Annotated in this window: 16 protein-coding genes, 1 tRNA gene and 1 pseudogene; 10 read left to right on the top strand and 8 right to left on the bottom strand. The window is 48.2% G+C overall.

What is annotated here, in order from left to right; all coding sequences use genetic code 11:
- Positions 1–348 precede the first annotated feature (348 nt).
- Positions 349–2,055, bottom strand: a complete 1,707-nt coding sequence (gene rlmD, locus CLFS41_RS05980) for a 23S rRNA (uracil(1939)-C(5))-methyltransferase RlmD (protein WP_152649014.1) — start codon at positions 2,053–2,055, stop codon at positions 349–351.
- A gap of 680 nt (positions 2,056–2,735) precedes the next feature.
- Here rlmD and CLFS41_RS31120 point away from each other — a divergent pair.
- Positions 2,736–2,972: a hypothetical protein gene (locus CLFS41_RS31120; RefSeq protein WP_347467727.1), complete on the top strand. Its 237-nt coding sequence runs from the start codon at positions 2,736–2,738 to the stop codon at positions 2,970–2,972.
- A 140-nt stretch (positions 2,973–3,112) separates the two neighbouring features.
- On the opposite strand, the gene CLFS41_RS05970 is transcribed toward CLFS41_RS31120, so the two are convergent.
- The 3 genes from CLFS41_RS05970 to CLFS41_RS05960 all read right to left on the bottom strand — a co-directional run bounded on the left by CLFS41_RS05970 (position 3,113) and on the right by CLFS41_RS05960 (position 7,518).
- Positions 3,113–4,942, bottom strand: a complete 1,830-nt coding sequence (locus CLFS41_RS05970) for an aminopeptidase P family protein (protein WP_045091813.1) — start codon at positions 4,940–4,942, stop codon at positions 3,113–3,115.
- 161 nt (positions 4,943–5,103) lie between these two features.
- The gene (lpdA, locus tag CLFS41_RS05965; RefSeq protein ID WP_007868139.1) at positions 5,104–6,534 is read right to left on the bottom strand and encodes a dihydrolipoyl dehydrogenase; all 1,431 of its coding nucleotides are present in this window, start codon (positions 6,532–6,534) and stop codon (positions 5,104–5,106) included.
- 183 nt (positions 6,535–6,717) lie between these two features.
- Positions 6,718–7,518, bottom strand: coding sequence for a Cof-type HAD-IIB family hydrolase (locus CLFS41_RS05960; RefSeq protein WP_007868143.1), 801 nt, complete (start codon positions 7,516–7,518; stop codon positions 6,718–6,720).
- Positions 7,519–7,597: 79 nt separating this feature from the next.
- Here CLFS41_RS05960 and CLFS41_RS05955 point away from each other — a divergent pair.
- Positions 7,598–7,671, top strand: a tRNA-Pro gene (locus CLFS41_RS05955).
- Between the two features lie 637 nt (positions 7,672–8,308).
- Here the strand turns inward: CLFS41_RS05955 and CLFS41_RS29340 are convergent.
- From CLFS41_RS29340 to CLFS41_RS05945, 3 genes and pseudogenes are all read right to left on the bottom strand, one after another.
- Positions 8,309–8,398, bottom strand: a pseudogene (locus CLFS41_RS29340) (IS200/IS605 family transposase); the annotation flags it as partial.
- 200 nt (positions 8,399–8,598) lie between these two features.
- Positions 8,599–8,856 (bottom strand): toxin-antitoxin system HicB family antitoxin, encoded by a 258-nt coding sequence (locus CLFS41_RS05950; protein WP_347467724.1) that lies wholly within the window; start codon positions 8,854–8,856, stop codon positions 8,599–8,601.
- Positions 8,857–9,446: 590 nt separating this feature from the next.
- Positions 9,447–10,532: a LacI family DNA-binding transcriptional regulator gene (locus CLFS41_RS05945; protein ID WP_117451968.1), complete on the bottom strand. Its 1,086-nt coding sequence runs from the start codon at positions 10,530–10,532 to the stop codon at positions 9,447–9,449.
- A 288-nt stretch (positions 10,533–10,820) separates the two neighbouring features.
- Between CLFS41_RS05945 and CLFS41_RS05940 the strand changes: the two genes are divergently transcribed.
- The 8 genes from CLFS41_RS05940 (at position 10,821) to CLFS41_RS05905 (ending at position 19,449) form a co-directional block, all read left to right on the top strand.
- Positions 10,821–12,047 carry a hypothetical protein gene (locus CLFS41_RS05940; RefSeq protein WP_007868320.1) on the top strand — a complete coding sequence of 409 codons (1,227 nt, stop codon included), beginning with the start codon at positions 10,821–10,823 and terminating at the stop codon, positions 12,045–12,047.
- A 132-nt stretch (positions 12,048–12,179) separates the two neighbouring features.
- Positions 12,180–13,718, top strand: a complete 1,539-nt coding sequence (locus CLFS41_RS05935) for a sugar ABC transporter ATP-binding protein (protein ID WP_007868322.1) — start codon at positions 12,180–12,182, stop codon at positions 13,716–13,718.
- A 20-nt stretch (positions 13,719–13,738) separates the two neighbouring features.
- On the top strand, positions 13,739–14,716 hold the full coding sequence (locus CLFS41_RS05930; protein ID WP_007868324.1) for an ABC transporter permease: 978 nt from the start codon (positions 13,739–13,741) through the stop codon (positions 14,714–14,716).
- Positions 14,717–14,733: 17 nt separating this feature from the next.
- Positions 14,734–15,957 carry an S-methyl-5-thioribose kinase gene (mtnK, locus tag CLFS41_RS05925; RefSeq protein WP_007868325.1) on the top strand — a complete coding sequence of 408 codons (1,224 nt, stop codon included), beginning with the start codon at positions 14,734–14,736 and terminating at the stop codon, positions 15,955–15,957.
- A gap of 51 nt (positions 15,958–16,008) precedes the next feature.
- Positions 16,009–17,109, top strand: coding sequence for an S-methyl-5-thioribose-1-phosphate isomerase (gene mtnA / locus CLFS41_RS05920; protein ID WP_045091741.1), 1,101 nt, complete (start codon positions 16,009–16,011; stop codon positions 17,107–17,109).
- A 12-nt stretch (positions 17,110–17,121) separates the two neighbouring features.
- A complete protein-coding gene (locus CLFS41_RS05915) occupies positions 17,122–17,775 on the top strand; it encodes a class II aldolase/adducin family protein (RefSeq protein ID WP_045091740.1) in 654 nt (217 codons plus the stop codon).
- Between the two features lie 10 nt (positions 17,776–17,785).
- Positions 17,786–18,781 carry a dihydroxyacetone kinase subunit DhaK gene (locus CLFS41_RS05910; RefSeq protein ID WP_045091739.1) on the top strand — a complete coding sequence of 332 codons (996 nt, stop codon included), beginning with the start codon at positions 17,786–17,788 and terminating at the stop codon, positions 18,779–18,781.
- Positions 18,782–18,810: 29 nt separating this feature from the next.
- Positions 18,811–19,449, top strand: coding sequence for a dihydroxyacetone kinase subunit L (locus tag CLFS41_RS05905; protein WP_045091738.1), 639 nt, complete (start codon positions 18,811–18,813; stop codon positions 19,447–19,449).
- 454 nt (positions 19,450–19,903) lie between these two features.
- On the opposite strand, the gene CLFS41_RS05900 is transcribed toward CLFS41_RS05905, so the two are convergent.
- Positions 19,904–20,368 (bottom strand): flavin reductase family protein, encoded by a 465-nt coding sequence (locus tag CLFS41_RS05900; protein ID WP_045091737.1) that lies wholly within the window; start codon positions 20,366–20,368, stop codon positions 19,904–19,906.
- Between the last annotated feature and the right edge of the window lie 190 nt (positions 20,369–20,558).

Genomic DNA, 20,558 nt, shown 5'->3' with positions numbered 1-20,558 from the left:
CTTTGTGGTACGTTACCACAGTGGCATCCTTTGCTTTAAAATCCATATTCTCTGGTATAACAACATTCAGGTTATCCGCTATGCTTACTTGGCATCCTCCTGACGATTGATAAAGTCTTGAAACAAACTATCCTGGATTATTTCCCCATCAAATTCCTCTTATCTCCCACCTAGAAATAACAATTTTCTACAGCGTTATTCTAACATAAAAAGGATTGCTCGTCATCCTATTTATTAGCAGTATAGAACACACGAATTTTTTATTTAAATTCCACTGCCCGCTCATGCAGTAGAATTCTCCCCCACCCAGATGATATTCCTTCTCTCCTGTATCGAGTTTGTATATTTCTATTTTCGACTTAGCTCGACAATTATTTCACAATGATTCGTCCCCGGAAACATATCCACCGGCCACACCTCCCCCGCCACATATCCCAGCTTCCTCATATACCTCACATCCCTGGCCAAAGTCTCAGGATTACACGACACATACACAACCTTCCCCGCTCCCATCTTCCCTACAGAGTCCAAAAACTCTCCTGTACTGCCGCTCCTTGGCGGATCCATAATCACCACATCCACCTTTTCTCCCCGTTCAGCCATATTTACCAGGAACCGTCCCGCGTCATTGCAGTAGAAACGCACGTTCTTCCTATCATTCATCTTGGCATTGCTCACCGCATCCCGCACAGCATCCTGATTTAATTCCACGCCAATAACCTGCCCAGCCTGTTTGCTGGCAATGATCCCAATGGTTCCAATGCCGCAGTACGCATCCACCACCAGTTCCTTTCCGGTGAGTCCTGCCAGTTCCAGCGCCTTTCCATACAGCACTTCCGTCTGGACCGGGTTCACCTGATAGAAGGATCTGGAAGAGATACGGAATCTGCAGCCGCACAGTTCGTCCACAATATATCCCTTGCCATACAGCACATGTTCCTTGTTCCCCAGAACCATACTGGTACCGCGCCCATTGATATTCTGTACAATGGTGGTGATCTCCGGATGTTTTTCCCTCAATGCCTTAACAAAATTATTTTTAGATGGAAATACAGGAGATGCCGTGACAAGCACCACCATGATCTCATTGGTTGTAAATGCCCGGCGGATCAGCACATGGCGCAGTAGTCCAAAGCCAGTATCCTCATTATAAATACGTATCTTAAATGACTTGAGCATATTGCGGATCGTACCGATAATCTCATCCGCCTTTTCATCCTCTATCATGCACTTCTCCACAGCAACCACATCATGGCTGTTCTCCTGGTAAATACCGGAAATCACATTTCCCTTTTCCCAGGCAAACACAGCATGTACTTTGTTGCGGTAATGGAATGGATCCTTCATTCCAATGATCGGCTTAACAGGGCAGATACCCTTAAACAGTTCCTCCACCTGCTTCTGCTTTTGTTTCAACTGTTCATTGTAATCCAGATCCAGTATCTGACATCCCCCGCACCGTTTCATAACCGGGCAAAGTCCTTTTCCCTCCGGCTTTCCTTTTTTATCTGCCATCCGGTCAGATACAGGTCTGCCCATCTTCCGTCTATCCGGGCTCTGCCAATCCGTTATCCGTTGATCCACTGTCTGTCTTTCTGGCCTTCCCTTTCCTATCCCCCTTTTATCATTCAAACCGCCAATATTCTCACTGGACTTACCCATTCTAAATCCCCGGTCATCCCTGCCGCTGCGCAGTTCCCGTTCATCCCTCTTATCCTTACGCCGATCATCACGCTGCGGCCCTCTATCCCCTCTCTTGGCCGCTGCATCCTGTTTTCCCCCGTGATTTCTCTTGGACATTTTATCCAAATCCTTACCAGGATGTTTATCAGTATCCTTGTCCGTATATTTACCGGTATGTCTATCGGTATATTTATCACTATATTTATCGTCATATTTATCACTATGTTTGTCCATATATTTACCGTCCCCCCTGCCACGAGTACCGCCAACTTCCGCCTTTTTCACCGGTCTCTGCTCCCACCGCTTCTCTGCTTTCCCCCCGTTCCTCTTCTCCGTTCTGTTCCCACTTTCATTTCCACCAATTCGGCTCATTGTCTTATTCTCCCATTCTGACAGCTGTTTTTACTTAAAAACAGTACAGACAGCGGCTCGATCCCCGCTCTCCTCTGCTATAACATATTTGTCATCATCACTTCATGTCGGTTTTGGGGCGCTTGATCCCACTAAAAACCCTATCGACATTTTACCATATATTTAATATAATGTGTAATTTTATCATATATCCGCCCAATCCCCTCCCACATCACCACCAGCTGCCTGCAATTATCACCCAAGTTATCACCCAAAAACGGATACAGACATGATCACACATTCCCACACAGTCTCCACCGTTCCATCCACATACAATTCCACACAAAATCTCACATATAATCCCACATCTGCTCCCGATCCCCCATACAAGATCGACCCCACCCGATACATTGGAAGGCCATCCGATCCCACCGGACGCATTTCTCAGGAGATCCGCTCCTACGAACTTTTGGGCTCCCTCCTCATTCCCTACATTCGCCTGGACCACGATGCCATGCCGACCGTAGAGGCATGCCAGGAGATCGACAAACTGCTAGAACTGAAGGTATACAAAAACTTATTTCTGCGAAATGCTCAAAGGACCGGTTTCTACCTGCTTATGCTTCCCGGCAGTAAAAAATTTAAAACCTCTGTTTTATCCAGACAGCAGTTCTCACCTATCATTTGCGAAACCGGAATATATGAAAATGCATCTGGATATCACGCCCGGTTTCGTCAGTATCCCTGCCCTTATGAATGATGCAGAGTATCATATCCAGCTGCTTATTGACAGGGATGCAATGCAAAAACAGGAATATTTCCCCTGCCATCCCTATGTCAATACATCCAGTATCAAATTCCGTACCCGGGATCTGTTGGAGAAACTCCTTCCGGCCATGGGCCATTCCTATATCGTGGTAGACCTTCCAGGTGCGTAACAAACACTCCCCCCTATTGGCAGCCACACCACTCAAAAACCGGAGCCATCAAAGACAGTCATTGATATGCTCCCATATCACATGCTCCGCCTGATGGTACTCCGGTTTCTTTTTCACCAATTTTCCTTATAATCTCCGCCTTAGATCGCCGCTGTCACATCCTTCAGCCACGCCCTCTCATCCTCATTCAAATGGGGGCCGATCTTCTCATATACCTGTCTGTGATACTCATTTAAAAGCTCCACATCACTTTCTGTCATCAGCGTTTTGTCAACCACTTCCAGGTCAATGGGGGCAAATGTGAGAAATTCAAACTTCAGGAACTGCCCATACTCATTTTTTTCATCCTTTACGCACACGGTCAGGTTCTCTGTCCTGATACCGTGGCTTCCCTCTATATAAAGTCCCGGTTCATCGGATGTGATCATACCGGGCTCCAGAACCCCGTTATCCTGGCGCTCAGGCACCATTTTAAACCGGATCCCGTTAGGCCTTTCATGGCAGTTAGACAAGTAGCTGACGCCATGGCCTGTGCCATGTTCAAAGTTAAGCCCCCTGCTCCACAATGGTTCCCTGGCCACATAATCAATACTCAGTCCTCTGCAGCCGTGAAGGAACTTCACCGCTCCCAGGCGCAGCATGCTCATAAGTACCAGTGTAAAATGCTCCTTTTCCTCGTCTGTCACCGGTCCCAGCGCAATGGTCCTGGTGATATCCGTGGTTCCCTCATAATACTGGCCGCCGGAGTCCACCAGATACAGCCCCTTTGGCTCCAGGGGGATATTGGTCTCTTCCGTAGCTGAGTAATGACACATTGCCCCATGTTCCCCGTATGCGGATATGGTTGAAAAGCTGAGTCCTATGCAGCCCTCCTGTTCCATCCGCAGTTTTTCCAGGTAATCAGACACACTGATTTCATCCATGGGAATCCTGCCAATGTTTTTCTTCAGCCAGTAAATGAATTTGGTCACCGCCACGCCGTCCTTGATATGGGCATTCCTCTCATTTTCAATCTCCACATCATTCTTAACAGACTTCATCAGCGCGGTGGGGTTCATCCTGTCAATGATCTTATTGGAGCTGTCCAGCAAACGGTAGATCGCATAATTGACGCGGCTTTTCTCCAACAGCACCTTCTCATTCCTGAAACCTTCCACCATATCATAAAGTTGATCATAAGGCAGCACCGTAACCCCAATATCTTCCAGATACTGCCTGGTGGTAATGTTCTCTCCATTATCCATATACGGATATGCCCGATGCTCCAGTACCTCCTCATTTACAAACAGATACAGCTGTTCCATGGTAACCACCACATAGGACAATACCACGGGATTATGGCGTATATCGCCACCCCGGATATTTAAAAGCCATGCAATGTCATCCATGGATGTGAGCACATGAACCGAGGCATGAGCTTTCTTCATGGCCTCTCTCACATCCTGTATTTTATCTTCGCTGCATTTTCCTGCATACTGCTGGGCCAGAACCCAGGCCGGCTTTGCCGACAACTCGGGCCGGTGATCCCATATGCTTCCGATCAGATCCAGTCCATAGGATATCCTGACGTTCTTGTCTTCCAGCACATCCTCCAGATTTAACCCGGCCGCCGCATTAACCACCCGGCCGTCAAATCCAAGGCACCCCTTTGAGGGAAGCGTCTGCTCCAGATATTCCTCTACATCAGGTACGCCCTCCCGTCCCATTTTCATCATGGTCACCGAGGTTCCCTCCAGTTCATGGGAAGCCTGGACAAAATAGCGTCCGTCCACCCACAGGCAGGCCTCATCCATGGTCACCACGGCCGTTCCTGCCGAGCCTGTGAATCCTGTGATATATTCCCTGCATTTAAAATGCTCTCCCACATATTCAGACTCATGAAAATCTGCTGTTGGAACCAGATATGCGTCCATCCCCTGCTCCTTCATCAAAGCACGAAGTGCACACAGTCTTTCCTGAATCACACCCATCATCTATTCCTCTCTTTCTCTTGATTAACACTTTTTCCCAAACAGTGCTGTCCAAACCTTCAGCCCATCTATCTCCCGCACCTGCGCGGGTCGTCTAACCCGTGCCATGTAACCCGCTCCATCTAACCTGCGTCATCTAATCTAACCTCACCCATGGTTCCCTACACCGGCTCACGCCTCATCGCGTCCTCAATGGCGGCTCCAATCCCTTCATTATAAGTGGGCTGCGCTCTCATGGCAAAGGACATTTCTTCCGCAGTGAGCCCATTGGCGATAGCAGTGGCAATCTCCCCGATCATGTCCGTTGCACGGGGACACATCATCTGAGCGCCCACAATGGTATTGGAGTACGCCTCGAAAACCAGGCGGATAAATCCGTTCTCTTCACCGGATATGATGGACTTTCCATTGTCCCTCATGGAAAAATGTCCGCAGCGCACCTTTAGCCCGCCCTGTTTTGCCCGCTCCTCCGTAATTCCAACCGTGGCAATCTCCGGATCCGTGTAAATACAGTTTGGCACAATGGGAAGGGACACAAACATGCCGTTGGGCACTACCTCCAGCTTGACGCTGTGAGCCCTTCCCGCGATCTTTTCCACTACGTACGTGCCCTGGGCCGCCGCCACATGGGCCAGCTGTGTCCTGGCAGCCACATCCCCTATGGCAAATACGCCCGGCTCACTAGTCTCAAAATCACTGTTCACTGCAATCTTTCCATTCTGCATTTCCAGGGAAATGTCCTTGCCAAAAAGCTTATCCACATCCGGGCGCCGCCCAATGGCCATCAGCACCTGTCCTGCCCTTGTCTTTATGGGTTCACCCCCATGGTTGGGCGTGATCACACAGCTGAGGCTTCCCTCTTCCTCCATGATCTCAGTGACCGTGGCATCGCAGTATACCTGGATACCTTTGCGCCGAAGCTCCTTTTCCAGTTCCGCCGACATGACGTCATCCATGGGAGCCATCAGGTGCTTCTGCTTTTCCACAATGGTCACGCTGGAGCAGAGATTGCTGAACATGGTTGCAAATTCCACTGCGATCACGCCTCCGCCCATAATGGTCAGGCGGTCAAAATTCCAGTTTTCCGCTGCCAGAAGCCTGTCGCTGTTCCACACTCCCGGCAGGCTTGCCCCAGGTATGTCGTTCATCATGGGGACGGCTCCTGTTGCTATTATGACTGCATTTCCCTGAAGAAATTCGCGTCCGCCTTCCGCCAGTTCTACCTCCACGGTCCTGTCCCTGCGCAGGGTGGCTGTCCCGTGTATGATCTCCACTTTCTCCCGGTCAAATCCGGCCTCTATGCCTTCGCGGTATTTTGCCACGGCCTGCTTTTTGTATTTCTGCATCTTTCCGAAATCAAAGGCAATAAAGTCCGTTGATACGCCAAACACATCGCAGTTCTGCATCATATGGAACATGTTGGATGCATGAAGCAATGCTTTTGTGGGGATACAGCCCCTGTTGACGCAGGTACCGCCTATTTTCTTTGCCTCAACCAGCGCCACCGAAAGGCCAAACTGCGATGCCTTTTGTGCCGCTGTATATCCGCCTGGTCCTGCCCCAATGATTACCACGTCAAAATTTCTTGCCATATCAAATCTCCATTTCTTTTATGTAACTGTTCAGGGCGGCTCATCTTCTTGACCGGAAAACCGGTCAAGAAGCATCGGATGTCTATCCGATGTGAAAATGGGGACGAAAACGGACTTATAAGCAAGCTTAACGCCCGCTTTTGCCCCCATTTTCCCGCCGTCCTGAACTGTTACCCTTTTATTTTAGATCCATCCAAAATGCCTGCAGGCTTTCCAGACCCCATCCCTGTCAATATCGTCCGTAACATAGTCAGCCACTGCCTTCAGCTCATCCACTGAGTTTCCCATGGCGATCCCGATCCCCGCCTCCCGGACAATCTCATAATCATTCATGCTGTCTCCAAATGCAATGGTGTGCTCCATACCGATCCCGTAAAACTCGCAGATACGCATAAGCCCTTTTGCCTTGGACGCCTCCCGTTCCACCACATCAGCTCCCATATTTCCAGAAAACATGGGGAATTTAAAATCCGGAAAATGCTCCTCCATCTCCTTGGCCCCCTGGGGCCCTCCTATGTATGCCAGGGTCCTCACCGGCAGCTCCATCAGCTCCCAGCCATCCCTGTAATTGCGCTCCGACACTCCCCAGCGGATCTCATCCATGCGGGTAACCCCTTCCGGATGAATATAATAATCATATCCTCCCGTGCTGATCCCCATGGAATAGCCATGCTCATCCGCATAGGACAGCAAAGACCTCAGCCGGTCCTTGTCCATCTGATGCTCAAACAGGACATTTCCTCCTGCTACCACCCGGGTGCCGTTCATATGAATGACCCCGTCCGGTTTGATGATATCGCAGTACATGGAACTCATTTCGTGGTCCATGTTTCTTCCGCTGGCAATGACGATCACGGAATCCTTCCTAATATGCTCCAGGGCCTCCATTGCGCTGGGAGGGACCTCCCATGTCTTGTGATCCAGTAACGTCATGTCAAGATCGAAGCTGAAAATCCGCTTTTTTACTGCATTTTCCTGTGTCATTCTTATTTTCTCCTGAATAAATTAAAATTAGGGCTTTTCAAAATGAAAAATCTTTGCTATAATCATAGAGGTTCGAAAACGGAGTATGGCGTAGCTTGGTAGCGCGCTCGGCTGGGGGCCGAGAGGTCGCAGGTTCAAATCCTGTTACTCCGACTGTGGAAACCCTTGATTTTACTGGAAATCAAGGGTTTTTTGTTACCTTGTCATCAGTTTACATAAAGCTTTTTCCCAACAATCTTCTAACAATCTTCCAACACTTTTTCTACGCCGGCAGCCGAATCAAGTTATTTTACCTTCTCTTCCACACCTTTTTCTAATGCAAGTACACTGAATTTTCCACTTAGAACAGAGCCTATGTTACTCTCGGGATACGTTCGGGATACGTTTTCCTTGTGTATTGTAAAAGTTCAATACTGCATAACAGCACTTTCCTTTAGTTTGTAAGCTACCAGTCATATATCTCATCTTCCTTTGTCCGGCAGCTCTGCAAATGAATCATTGCTATTATACCCCAAACACAGATAATCTTCAAGATAAGCTGATTGGATACGGTAACGACACCCAATTCTTTTGGATTTCGATGTTCCTGACCGAAGCAGTTTGTAAACACTGCTTCGGCTAATACCGAGAATCTGTGTTATCACGGATATAAGACCGGCCACTGCATCTAAACAGTGCCGCAAAGGCCAGATTAAAGCGTTTAAAGCCGGATGTGAATGGCGCATTACTCGACTTGCATCAGAGCATTATATTTATGATGCCAGTCATTATTCACATTAGAAACATGATACCCATAGATTGCTTTTCTTCTAAATTTGGGTGCAAATATAATATGGTATTTACACATCCAACTCATATGTGTTAATGTGTTTTTGTCCATTAGGGCACCCCAAGTTTTTTATTTGTGGCTTGTTAACCTACTTTTATTATAGCTGGAAGTTTTGAATATAACTAGAAGTTTGACTCCCTCCCCCTGTAAAACAGGGTTAAAAACCATCTGGCAACATCACCTTTGCCTGTAATTTACCGTACCAGAGCTTTACTCTTTTGCATATTTATCATTAATTTGAGCACCCAACACTACTTGTTATCCACAGACACATCATTTTTTGCCAAGAGATACACGCAGTATTGATTCATACTTACCCCTTCCCGTTTGGAGTGCTGTGTCAGCTGCCGGTGCAATGATTTCGGCAAACGCAGTTTAAACTGGTCTGAATACTTTTCCAAATCATCCGGCTCCAAAATATCACAGCCTGACTCTAGAGCGTATTTGAAAATAACATACAGCTGGCAGAAAGCAATTTTCAAACAGGCTCTAGCGCTGCTTACAGCCATGCCAACTTTGCATCCTTAACATTGGCTATTGCCGCTTCCATCGTATCCGTGCAAGTAATACGCCCCTTTAAATCGGGATATGACACCACATAACCTCCCTCGGATATATCCTTCCACTGTCTCCATTCTGTACCCTCAGCGTGCAAGGAAGCTTGATATATTCATCAATCGTTCCCATGATCTGACGCCCCACTTCCCACAACTTCCTTTACCATCTGGACATATACTTTTTTAATCGGCTCATGCTTTGGGTTCGTTATCGGCATACAGCCTGGCTTACAAAATGTATTAGGTTGTAACCATATCCGAACTCCTTTGGGACCATCTGCTCCACCGTTGTATCCCCAGGGCAGCGAAAGACGTTTTTGATTCACTCCAGCCGGCCATAATCAACCTATCTCATGGTCTTTCTTGCATCCAAACCGGCAAAGTTAAGCATAGGAGCCATTTATACGGATGACAGGGGTGGTGATCACAGCAAATGTTCGGCAGTCTGAACTCCATGGAAATACACATATATAAAAGTCACGACCTTTAGAAACCAGGACCGTGACTTTTCTGCATACAGATAATAACTTCCACTCACACATCTAAAGAACCGATGTCAAATCCTTCACACTGGACCTCACAACCAGCCGCCCGGTGATCTGCGTTTTCATAGGCATGAAACGCGGATCCTCAATCAGCTGCATCAGTTGGATGACAGACTGCTTGCCCATGATGTTCCGCTGCACATGGATGGTTGTGAGGGCAGGGGAACTGATCGAGGAATAGGGGATGTCGTCAAAGCCCATAAGGGACACATCCTGGGGGATTTTATATCCCTTTTCCTTCAGGGCCTTCATTGCCCCCAGCGCTATGGTATCATTCTCAGCGAAAAAGCAGGGCGGAAGGATTGGCTTTTGCTCCAGAACCCGTGCAAAATCATCCCGCGCCCCCAGCATGGTGGGTTTTACACGAAATTCATTGCGCGGGTCAAAATGGAAATCCATTTCTTTTACGTATTTGATAAAAGCATCGTGTCGCTCGTTGAAGTTCTCGGCTCCCGTGGTACTGCCCAGGTAGCCCAGTTCGGTGTGTCCGCATTTTCTTAAATACTGCAGGGCGATGTACACATTCTCTCCATTGTTCATGCATACACTGCTGCAGTAATGGTTGGGAACCGTATTATCCACCACCACATAAGGGATGGGGATGGAATCCAGATGTACGAAATCCTCCCTCATGACTTCTGTGGCAATCAAGAACATTCCGCAGTATTTGCTGTAATCCAGCGAATCAAGGGCGGATTTAAGGCCTGTCTTTACCACGGTCAGGGTCATGCCAATCTGCTCTGCACGGAGCTGTTCTTCAATTGAATCAATAATCATGGTAATAAACCCCTGGTTCTCTTCTACCAACAGACCGCTTTTATAAAATTTCACCACAAGTACATTCTTACCGCTTTTAGGTTTGCGGACAGGAGGCATGTACTGGTAAGTCTTAAGTGCGTCTAATACCTTTTTACGTGTCTCCTCGCTTACCCCTTTTTTACCGTTTAACACAATGGAAATGGTTGCGGGTGAAACACCAATCTGCTTGGCCAGTTCTCTGACAGTCATATGGTTTCTCCCTTTCCGGAATGCAGAAAGAATGCAGTAAACATCTTTAAACAATCCCTGTAACTTACGAATCATACTATGATGAGATTATAGCACACGGTATGAAATGGGTCAATTCTTTACAGAGAAAACAATATGTGTTTACTAAACAACATATAATACAGCAGTAACCAGGGGCATATTATTTTTTGATTTGTTCAACCAAAATGCACAATAAATATAATTTAATATGTAAAATAATAACAAATATGTCAAATATATATTGACACGCCAAAAGAATCGTTGTACTATTTAGTTAACACGTAGGGAGCAGTTCAAATAATGTTTAGTAAACAATTTCAATAAAAAGGAGGAAACGTACGAATGAAAAAAATGAAAAAAGTGGTCAGTGTGATTGCGGCAATTACCGTGGCAGCATCATTGCTGGCAGGGTGCGGAGGTTCAGGCGGTTCAGGAGCCACCACGGCAGCTGAGACCAAGACGGCGGAGACCACGGCGGCGCAAGCAGAGACAAAAGCAGCACAAGCAGAAACCGCAGAAGCAACAGCGGCAGCGGAAAACCCGGTGGCAGGCAAAAAAGTAGCTTATATCATGCTTCTGCCATCCGCAACCATCTTCCAGATGTGGAAGGATTCCTGCGCATCCCTTTGCGATGCCCTGGATGTAAAGTTTGATTTCTTTTTCTGTGACGGTGATTTTAACAAGTGGCAGGACACCATCCGTACCTGTGCATCTGCGGGATATGACGGACTGCTGGTCAGCCATGGCAACCAGGATGGTTCTTATGTATTCTTAAAGGAGATCACAGAGCAGTATCCGGACCTGGAGATTGTTACATTTGACACTCAGTTTTACACCGATGGCGAGTATCAGAAGCTTCCGGGCGTTACCCAGATGTTCCAGCAGGATGAGTCTCTGGTAACCGTTCTGCTTGACCAGATGATCGAGGAGTACGGTGAGGGCGTCCGCCTGATTAAGGTATGGAGAGGCCCTAACTACAACAGCCCGTTTGACCGCCGTGAGGTTGGCTGGCAGAAATATGAGGCGGAAGGCAAGATTGTGACGGTAGGCGAGGTACAGCCGCTGCAGGATTCAGTTGATTCCGCCAATACGGTTACAGCCGCATATCTCCAGGGCGTTAACCGTGCGGATGTGGACGGCATCATTGCTTATTATGATCTGTACGGCCAGGGTGTTTATAATGCAATTGCTGAGAATGACAATTTTAATGGCAAGAATGGCGATGCACTTCCCATGGCGTCTGTTGACATTGACCCGGTCGACATTACCAATATGCAGACCCGTCCCGACATCTGGACCGCGGCAGGCACCACTGACTGGACCATGAACGGAGAAATCGGAATGCGTATCCTGATGCTGCAGCTTGCAGACCAGTATGACAAGATTTTTGACCCGGCAACCGGAAAGAACGGTGTGGACGTGGTAGAGGTTCCGGGAACCGCAATCAAGGCTGATGCGCTTCAATCAGATTCCACAGTAGAAAACCTGGGGACTATCGCAGGTGAAACTTACGGTAACCTGGACTATCTGTCTGAAGCAGACTGGATGCCAAAGGATTTAATCCACTAATAAGCTGACAGTGAAAAACGAGGTTTTCTTTCGCACACAAAACCATAGGCAATCGTTTTTTAAAGGGAAGCGCGGGTTTTGGCCTGCGTTTCCTTTTTTTAAAAAGATTTTATCGCTGAAAAGAGGGACTCCATGGATAGGATCAAATTAGAGACAAAACGTGTTTCCATTGAATTTCCAGGTGTCAAAGCACTTGATGATATTGATTTTGAAGTGACAACCGGTGAAATCCGCGCAGTGGTTGGAGCCAACGGCGCGGGCAAGTCAACGTTGATGAAGGTGCTGGCAGGGGCCAATTCCAATTATACGGGGGAAGTGTTCTTAAATGATAAAAAGGTTGAGATCAGAACACCGGTGGATGCAAAAAAACTGGGAATACAGATTGTTTATCAGGAAGTGGATACTGCATTGTATCCTACTTTATCAGTGGCAGAGAATATTGTCCAGAACGATATGGTCATGGGAAAGAGCGGCTATATCGTAAACTGGAATAAGGCATATAAACAGGGGCGCGCGGCCCTGGACCGGCTGCATATCAGCCGTGACCAGGTGGATGAACATGAGCTGGTACAGAACCTGTCCCTGGCTCAGAAACAGATGGTGCTCATTGCCAAGGCTATCCGGTCAGAATGCAATTTCCTGATTCTTGACGAGCCGACAGCTCCTTTGAGCAATACGGAAACAGAGGAACTGTTCCGTATTGTGCAGCATTTACATAAAACAGAAAATATAGCAATTCTTTTTATCTCCCACCGGTTAAATGAAATTCTGGAAATATGTGAGAATTATACGGTGATGCGAAATGGTAAGATCATTGACACAACGCCGGTAACAGGGCAGACAACCACAAAAGAGATTGTGGAGAAAATGCTGGGACGTGCCTTTGAAGAAAATTTTCCAAAAGAAGCCTGTGAAATCGGTGAAATGCTGTTTGAAACCCTGCATTTATCCGGCGCACGCGGCAAGGTAAAGGATGTTTCCATCCAGGTAAAGAGCGGCGAGGTGGTTGGAATCGCAGGTCTGGTGGGCGCAGGCAAATCCGAACTCTGTAAAACCCTTTTCGGCGCATTTAAAATGACCGATGGCAAAATCATGCTTAAGGGCAGGGAGTTGAAGATAGCAAACCCATCGGGCGCAGTGAAGAACCGCATGGCCCTGGTGCCTGAGGAAAGACGTAAAGAGGGGGTTTTGGTTCATGAAAATGTCAGTTTCAACTTATCAGCCGCATGCCTCTCCCGATTTTGTACCGGTCCTTTTATCCGCAGGCGAAGGGTTGACGCCAATGCCAAACGGTATGTAGAGGACCTTGGAATCTCCACGCCCAGCGTGAGACAGCAGGTAAAAAATCTTTCCGGCGGTAACCAGCAAAAGGTTGCGGTTGGAAAATGGCTGGCAGCGGACTGTGATATCTATATCTTTGACGAACCCACAAAAGGAGTGGATGTGGGAGCAAAGCAGGATATATTCCATCTGATCAACCAAATCGCCAAACAAGGCCACGGAGTGATCTACGCATCCTGCGAAAACTCTGAGCTGCTGTCCTTAACAGATCGGATGTATGTGATGTATAACGGAACGGTGATGGCGGAACTGGAGACAGCTAAGACCACGGAGGATGAGATCATGTACTACTCGGTTGGCGGAACAGATAATAAAAACCGGATTCAATAGACAGGAGGGATACTGTAGCAATGAAAAGTCGTACAAATGTTAAAAGGTTTCTAGTGGATTGGGCTGCAGTCCTGGCATTGCTTGTTTGCTTTATCGCATTTACTGGGTATAAAGGAAGCGCCTTTATGTCGGGAAGCAATATGGTTAATATCCTTAGGGCAATGGCCATCAATACGGTATTTGGAATCGCAGCAACCATTACCATGGCACCGGACGGATTCGATATGTCTGCCGGAACACTGGCAAGCTGTTCTGCCTATGTGTTCGTATCAGCCTATCTGTGGCTTGGGATGTCCCTGGGGATGTCCATCATTACCTGTATTTTTGCTACCCTGGTCATGTACCAGCTGACCATGTTCCTGATCCTTGTGTGCAAAATTCCGGACATGCTTGCCACTTGTGCACTGATGTTTGTCCATCAGGGTATCGGTCAGTGGTATATTGGCGGAGGCGCAGTATCCACGGGCATGAAGACCTCCTGGGGGGCTATGCCTGCCCGCACCGCTCTTTCGGAATCATTTTCAGCCATCGGACGTGCGCCGTGGATTATCATTATCATGCTGGGATGTGTGTTTGTGGCTTATCTTTTCCTTAATTTTACCAAACATGGCCGTTATCTTTATGCCATGGGCGGAAACAAGGAGGCCGCCAAGCTGTCCGGCATCGATGTTAAGAAGTACCGCTATCTGGCAGGTATGATTACCGCAGTGTTCATTGCGGTCGGCGGTATCCTGGTGGCATCCAGAGGAAGTTCCGCACAGGTTATGTGCTGTGACAATTACCTGATGCCTTCGCTGGCAGCTGTTTTCGTGGGACGCACCGTAGGCGGCGCGGAGAAGCCCAATGCGCTGGGAACCATGATTGGCGCCATGCTGGTGTCCACGCTGGAGAACGGGCTTACCATCTGTGCTGTCCCGTTCTATGTTCTGCCTGCAGTAAAGGGCGCTGTTCTGGCACTTGCGCTTATTGCAGCTTATGCATCTAAGAGAGAAGATTAAGTGGGAGGTTACTACATATGTCAAGATTTAATCATTATTTTCAGATGAATGTGGATGATGTTATCGAATACACGCTGGAGAAGGCAGGGGAGATTCCCTGGGACCGTGATTCCATGGAAGCAATCGTACCATCGTCCCATGGCAACTTAAACTATGTGTACCGGGTCTGGGACGGCAAAGGCCATTCCATCTATATCAAGCAGGCGGGAACCGAGGCCAGGATATCCAAGGATATGAAGCCTTCCAGGGACAGAAACCGACTGGAATCCGAAATCCTTATGCTGGAAGATAAGTTCGCGCCCGGTATGGTGCCTCATGTGTATTTCTTTGATACCATAATGTGCGCCTGCGGAATGGAAGACTGTTCTGACTATGCGGTCATGCGGGATGCCATGCTGAGACATGAGACTTTTCCAAAGTTTGCTGAAGACGTATCCACCTTTATGGTAAATACGCTGCTGCTGAGCAGCGACATTGTCATGGACCACAAAGATAAAAAAGAGCTGGTTAAAAAGTTTATTTCACCGGACCTCTGTGATATTACGGAAAAACTGGTACTTATGGAGCCTTACAATGACTTGAATAACCGCAACAATGTATATGCGCCCAATGGGGATTTTGTAAAAAGGGAGCTTTACGGTGACGAAGCCCTTCATTTGGAAGTTGCAAAGCTTAAATTCCGTTTTATGACTGATGCCCAGGCTCTTTTGCAGGGGGACCTTCACACCGGCTCGATCTTCATCCGTCAGGACGCCACAAAGATTTTCGACTCTGAATTCGGGACCTACGCCCCCATGGGCTATGACATCGGCAATGTGATCGCAAATCTGATTTTTGCATATGACAACGGCCTTTCCACGGATGACGCACCTTTCTGCGGCTGGATTTTAAAGACCATTGAGGAAACAGTGGATCTCTTTATAGAAAAGTTCAGCAAAAAGTATGATGAAGCGGTAACCGAACCCATGGCCAAGGTAAAAGGATTCAAGGCGTGGTATTTTGACGGTATACTTCGGGACACTGCGGGTTACGCGGGAACAGAACTGCATCGCAGGACCGTGGGCATGGCCAATGTTGTGGATGTGACAACAATAACGGATGAAAAAAAGCGCCTTCTTGCGGAACGGATCAATATCCTGGCCGGAAAAGACTATATCATGAACCAAGGTTCCTTTAGGACCGGTGCCGATTTTGTGGCAGCGGTAAAAAGGGCAAAGGAAGCGGCGGAAAAGACACTTTGAAATGGACAGCATCATACAAAACTGCTCTTAAGGTAAAGGAGGCATGAAGCCATGACGGTTGAAGAATTTTTTGACAAAGTAATTACGGTCCGCATGAAGGAGGACAGGAACGCGCTGGATATTATTGACCAGACCCTTCTTCCGGGCACCATTAAACGAATCCGGATCAGCACAAAAGAGGAAATCTGGGAGGCCATCAAGAAGCTGAAGGTACGGGGGGCGCCGGCCATCGGAGCAGCGGCCGCCTATGGAATCGCATTGCTGTCCTCACGCATCACCGCGGACCGGTACGAAACCTTTTATCCGGAATTTAAGGAATTAAAGGATTACCTGGCTTCCTCCAGGCCCACTGCGGTCAATCTGTTTTGGGCGCTGAACCGTATGGACAGAACCGTGGCTGCCAATCAGGAAAAGGATGTTGCAGAGATTAAGGAACTTCTTTTTCAGGAAGCAGATGCTATCCGTGAGGAAGATGTCCAAATCAGCCGAGTGATCGGAGAGATTGGTTTTGGACTGTTAGAGGAGCTTAAGCAGGAGGGAAAAGAGATTGGCATCATGACCCACTGCAATGCAGGCACACTTGCCACTGCAAAGTACGGCACCGCAACGGCCCCCATGTACATTGCACTGGAAAAGGGCTGGCCGGGAACAGCCATGCACGTTTATTGTGATGAGACCAGGCCGCTGCTCCAGGGCGCCCGTCTTACCTCATTTGAACTGTATAACGCAGGTATCACAACAACCCTGCAGTGTGATAACATGGCCTCTATCCTGATGCAGTCCGGAAAGATAGATATTATTTTCGTGGGCTGTGACCGGGTTGCAATGAACGGTGATTCGGCCAATAAGATCGGAACCAGCGGCGTGGCGATTCTGGCAAAGCATTATGGGATTCCCTTCTATGTGTGCGCGCCCACATCCACCATTGATATGGACACACCAACCGGAAAGGAGATTCCCATTGAGATGCGAAGCCCCGATGAGGTGACACAGATGTGGTATAAGGAGCGTATGGCTCCTGAGGGTATCCATGTGTATAATCCTGCCTTTGATGTGACGGACCATTCGCTGATAACAGGCATCATCACGGAAAAGGGAATGTGCCACGCACCCTTTGACAAGGCGTTTGAAATACTGGGAATCGGAAAGTAGGAGGAACATGATATGCTTGAGGTATTAAAAGAACAAGTGGTTGCAGCGGCAAAGGAAGCGGACCGGCTTGGCATGTGCAAACATAAGTCGGGCAACTTCAGTATATATGACCCGGAAACAGGGTATGCGGTCATCACACCCAGTGGGGTGTCCAGGGATGTGCTTACAGCAAAACATATTTGTGTCATGGATCTGGACGGCAAGGTGATTGAGCGGCTGGAGGATTTAAAACCGTCCAGTGAGGCCATGATGCACCTGTATATTTATAAGGAACGAAAAGACATTCTGGCAATTGTACATACACATGCCCGGTATTCAACTGCATTTGCCATCATGAACAAGCCGATTCCGCCTATTGTGTATGAAAGCGCGTACCTGGGGAAAACGGGCATGGTTCCCGTGGCGCCCTACGGAAGGGCGGGAACCGTTGACCTGGCATGGAAGGTGGCAGATGTTATGAAGGATCACGAAGTCTGCCTCATGGAAAGCCATGGCGCCATTGCGGCAGGAAGCAGCCTTGAGGATGCCTTCTTAAAGGCACAGTATGTGGAGGAAATTGCTGAGATGTATTATATTACCCTTGCCAGCACAGGCGGAGCCGAGCCAAAAGCGCTGCCTGTGGAAGAACTTGAGAAATGGGCCTATCCAAAAGAAATCATTCTCTAAGGAGGACGCTATGAAAAAGATAATCAATGCCCCCGAGCAGTATACGGATGACATGCTTAACGGTATTTACGCGGCGCACCCCGATATGGTTAAATACACTGAAAATGATTTGCGCTGCTATTGTATCGCGCAGAAAAAGCAGGGCAAGGTGGCAATCATAACAGGCGGAGGAACCGGGCATCTGCCCCTGTTCCTTGGCTATGTGGGCGAAAACCTGCTGGACGGCTGCGGTGTGGGCGGCGTGTTCCAGTCTCCTTGTGCAGAGCAGATATATAATGTGGCAAAAGAGGTGGAATCAGGAGCCGGAATCCTGTTCCTCTATGGGAACTATACAGGCGATATCATGAATTTTGACATGGCGTCCGAACTGCTGGAAATGGATGACATTAAAACCGCAAGCATTGTGGGTGCGGATGATGTGCTCTCCAATAAGGATGTGGCGGTGCGCCGAGGGGTGGCGGGCATATTCTTCATGTATAAATGTGCCGGGGCCAGAGCCGCCCGGATGGGGACACTGGAAGAGGTACTGGCAGCAGCAAAAAAGGCAAAAGACAATACCCGCACCGTTGGCTTTGCCCTGACTCCCTGTATCATCCCGGAAATCGGCCGCTCCAATTTCACACTGGCAGACGGCGAGATGGCATTTGGAATGGGCATCCATGGAGAACCGGGTGTATGGAACGGGCCGGTGAAGACCGCGGATGAACTGGCCGGCGAGTCGGTGGACAAAATCTTAAGTGATATGCCTCTGGGTGCAGGTGAGGAAGTTTGTGTGCTGATAAACGGACTGGGCGCAACCAGCCAGGAGGAGCTGTACATCCTTTCAGGAAGCGTACACAAGCTTCTGAATAAAAAGGGTATCAGGATCCACCGTACTTTTGTAGGCGAATATGCCACCAGCATGGAAATGGCCGGGGCATCTGTTTCCATCTGCCGTATGGCGGATGAAGAGATGAAACAGTGGATAGATATGCCTGTGCACACGCCGTTTTACACCCAGGTATGATGATTCCGGATCTGTGAAGGAGGAAAAGGATGGACAGCATAAGATATCATGAACTCCCTGCATTCTTTCAGGGTGCAGCGGAAATCTTTGCAGAGAAAAAGGAGGAACTCTGTGAGATGGATGCAAAAATGGGTGACGGAGACCTGGGTCTGACCATGGAGAAAGGCTTCGGTGCCCTGCCCCGGTTAATTCGTGAGAATGGGGAGGATGGGAATATTGGAAAAACATTAATGAAGGCAGGCATGAAAATGTCCGGTCTTGTTCCGTCCACCATGGGTACCCTGATGGCCAGCGGAATCATGGAAGGCGCCAAGGTCCTTGGCGGAAAGGCGGAGATGGGGCCAAAAGAGTTTTCTGAATTCCTGGATGGCTTTGCCAGGGGAATTGAACGCCGGGGAAAATGCCGGCCCGGCGACCGGACACTTCTGGACGCAATGGATGCAGCCGCTAAAAAAGCACTGGAAGCCAGCAAAGACGGAGCGGATATGGTTACGGTAATCCATGCAGCTGTGGAAGGTGCAAGGGCCGGTGCCGCAGCCACCAAAGATATGCTGCCCAAGTTTGGTAAAGCCGCAGTGTTCTCAGCCAGGGCCAAAGGGGTTCCTGACCAGGGGGCGGTGGCGGGACAGTATTTGCTGGAGGGAATGGAACGATATTTCCTTTCATAAAATCATTATGGGGCTGTCGGGAAACAGGCAGCTCTTAAAAAATCCCCCTAGATATTTCTATCCGTGGGGAAGCGTTCGTCACATTTCCGGGCTCCGATCAACTCCATGTCAATCGGAGCTCATCCCCTGCGCCCATTCTCTTTTTAGAATCCGCCTAACTATATGGAAACTAAATATTCAAGTTTAAAATATGATTTGACAGTCTAGTTAAATACCGATCCTGCCGCTATGAACATCATAATCATGCCTACTGTTTCAATGACCTTTTAATTACATCATCTCCTGCCGGCAATTATTTTTCAAAATATGCCCATGGTATCCGGTAAAGTTTTCCACCAGATATAAAATCCCAAAAAAGGCACCGCAGCACAAAGCCTTACCGCTCCGTACCGCAGCACCTTATTTCTTTTATCCCTTATCCCTTTGCCAGGTATATAAAACATAATACCACCCGCTACCCAGGAAAATATGTCTCCGCATCATATAAAAGTACCTTATCCGAAAATACTTCTCCTCCCACAACCTCTGCAATTACCAGAACATGATCTCCCAGGTCAATGCACCTGTTCACCTCACAGTCCAGCCACGCTGCCGAACCATTGACCACAGGAAGCCCTTTCTCATTTGTTTCACATGACACCAGCTTGGACTTGTCCACGTTTCTCCCCGACTGGGTACCACAGATCCTGGCAGCCTGTTCCTGCCCCTCTGCCAGCACGGAAAGCGAAAACTTCTCCTGCTCCCTCACAAGCCCGGCCGTGAGATGGCTGGCACCAATTGCCACTGCCAGCTGGTTGGGATTTGCCGACACCTGTGTCACCCATGCAGCCGTCATGAGATTATAAGTTTCATCCTTCTTTGTTCCGATCACATAGACTCCCTGGGAAAGGGAATTCATACACTTTGATATGGTTGACATATGATTTCTCTGCCTCCTTGCGCATATTTAACTTTCACCTTCAGTGGACAAGGGGACACACGCCCCTTGTCCACTGAAGGTATGGTTCCACAAATAACCTTTAAATCTATATTGGTAACAAATTAATTATACGCCTTTTGTGCAGATACTTCCATCCTATATTTTGCCTGTCAGCTATCATATTTTGCGC

It is taken from the genome of Clostridium sp. FS41 (assembly GCF_000954015.1).
Taxonomy (GTDB): domain Bacteria; phylum Bacillota; class Clostridia; order Lachnospirales; family Lachnospiraceae; genus Enterocloster; species Enterocloster citroniae.
This window is presented reverse-complemented; position numbering and strand designations above follow the sequence as displayed.

Bases quoted from the DNA above. Each gene is read 5' to 3' on its own strand.
- CLFS41_RS05900 (WP_045091737.1), bottom strand. From the start codon at position 20,368: ATGTCAACCATATCAAAGTGTATGAATTCCCTTTCCCAGGGAGTCTAT.
- CLFS41_RS05950 (WP_347467724.1), bottom strand. From the start codon at position 8,856: ATGGCTGTAAGCAGCGCTAGAGCCTGTTTGAAAATTGCTTTCTGCCAG.
- CLFS41_RS05935 (WP_007868322.1), top strand. From the start codon at position 12,180: ATGGATAGGATCAAATTAGAGACAAAACGTGTTTCCATTGAATTTCCA.
- CLFS41_RS05940 (WP_007868320.1), top strand. From the start codon at position 10,821: ATGAAAAAAATGAAAAAAGTGGTCAGTGTGATTGCGGCAATTACCGTG.
- CLFS41_RS31120 (WP_347467727.1), top strand. From the start codon at position 2,736: ATGAAAATGCATCTGGATATCACGCCCGGTTTCGTCAGTATCCCTGCC.
- CLFS41_RS05960 (WP_007868143.1), bottom strand. From the start codon at position 7,518: ATGACACAGGAAAATGCAGTAAAAAAGCGGATTTTCAGCTTCGATCTT.
- CLFS41_RS05905 (WP_045091738.1), top strand. From the start codon at position 18,811: ATGGACAGCATAAGATATCATGAACTCCCTGCATTCTTTCAGGGTGCA.
- CLFS41_RS05915 (WP_045091740.1), top strand. From the start codon at position 17,122: ATGCTTGAGGTATTAAAAGAACAAGTGGTTGCAGCGGCAAAGGAAGCG.
- mtnK (WP_007868325.1), top strand. From the start codon at position 14,734: ATGTCAAGATTTAATCATTATTTTCAGATGAATGTGGATGATGTTATC.
- CLFS41_RS05910 (WP_045091739.1), top strand. From the start codon at position 17,786: ATGAAAAAGATAATCAATGCCCCCGAGCAGTATACGGATGACATGCTT.
- lpdA (WP_007868139.1), bottom strand. From the start codon at position 6,534: ATGGCAAGAAATTTTGACGTGGTAATCATTGGGGCAGGACCAGGCGGA.
- CLFS41_RS05945 (WP_117451968.1), bottom strand. From the start codon at position 10,532: ATGATTCGTAAGTTACAGGGATTGTTTAAAGATGTTTACTGCATTCTT.
- CLFS41_RS05970 (WP_045091813.1), bottom strand. From the start codon at position 4,942: ATGGGTGTGATTCAGGAAAGACTGTGTGCACTTCGTGCTTTGATGAAG.
- CLFS41_RS05930 (WP_007868324.1), top strand. From the start codon at position 13,739: ATGAAAAGTCGTACAAATGTTAAAAGGTTTCTAGTGGATTGGGCTGCA.
- mtnA (WP_045091741.1), top strand. From the start codon at position 16,009: ATGACGGTTGAAGAATTTTTTGACAAAGTAATTACGGTCCGCATGAAG.
- rlmD (WP_152649014.1), bottom strand. From the start codon at position 2,055: ATGAGCCGAATTGGTGGAAATGAAAGTGGGAACAGAACGGAGAAGAGG.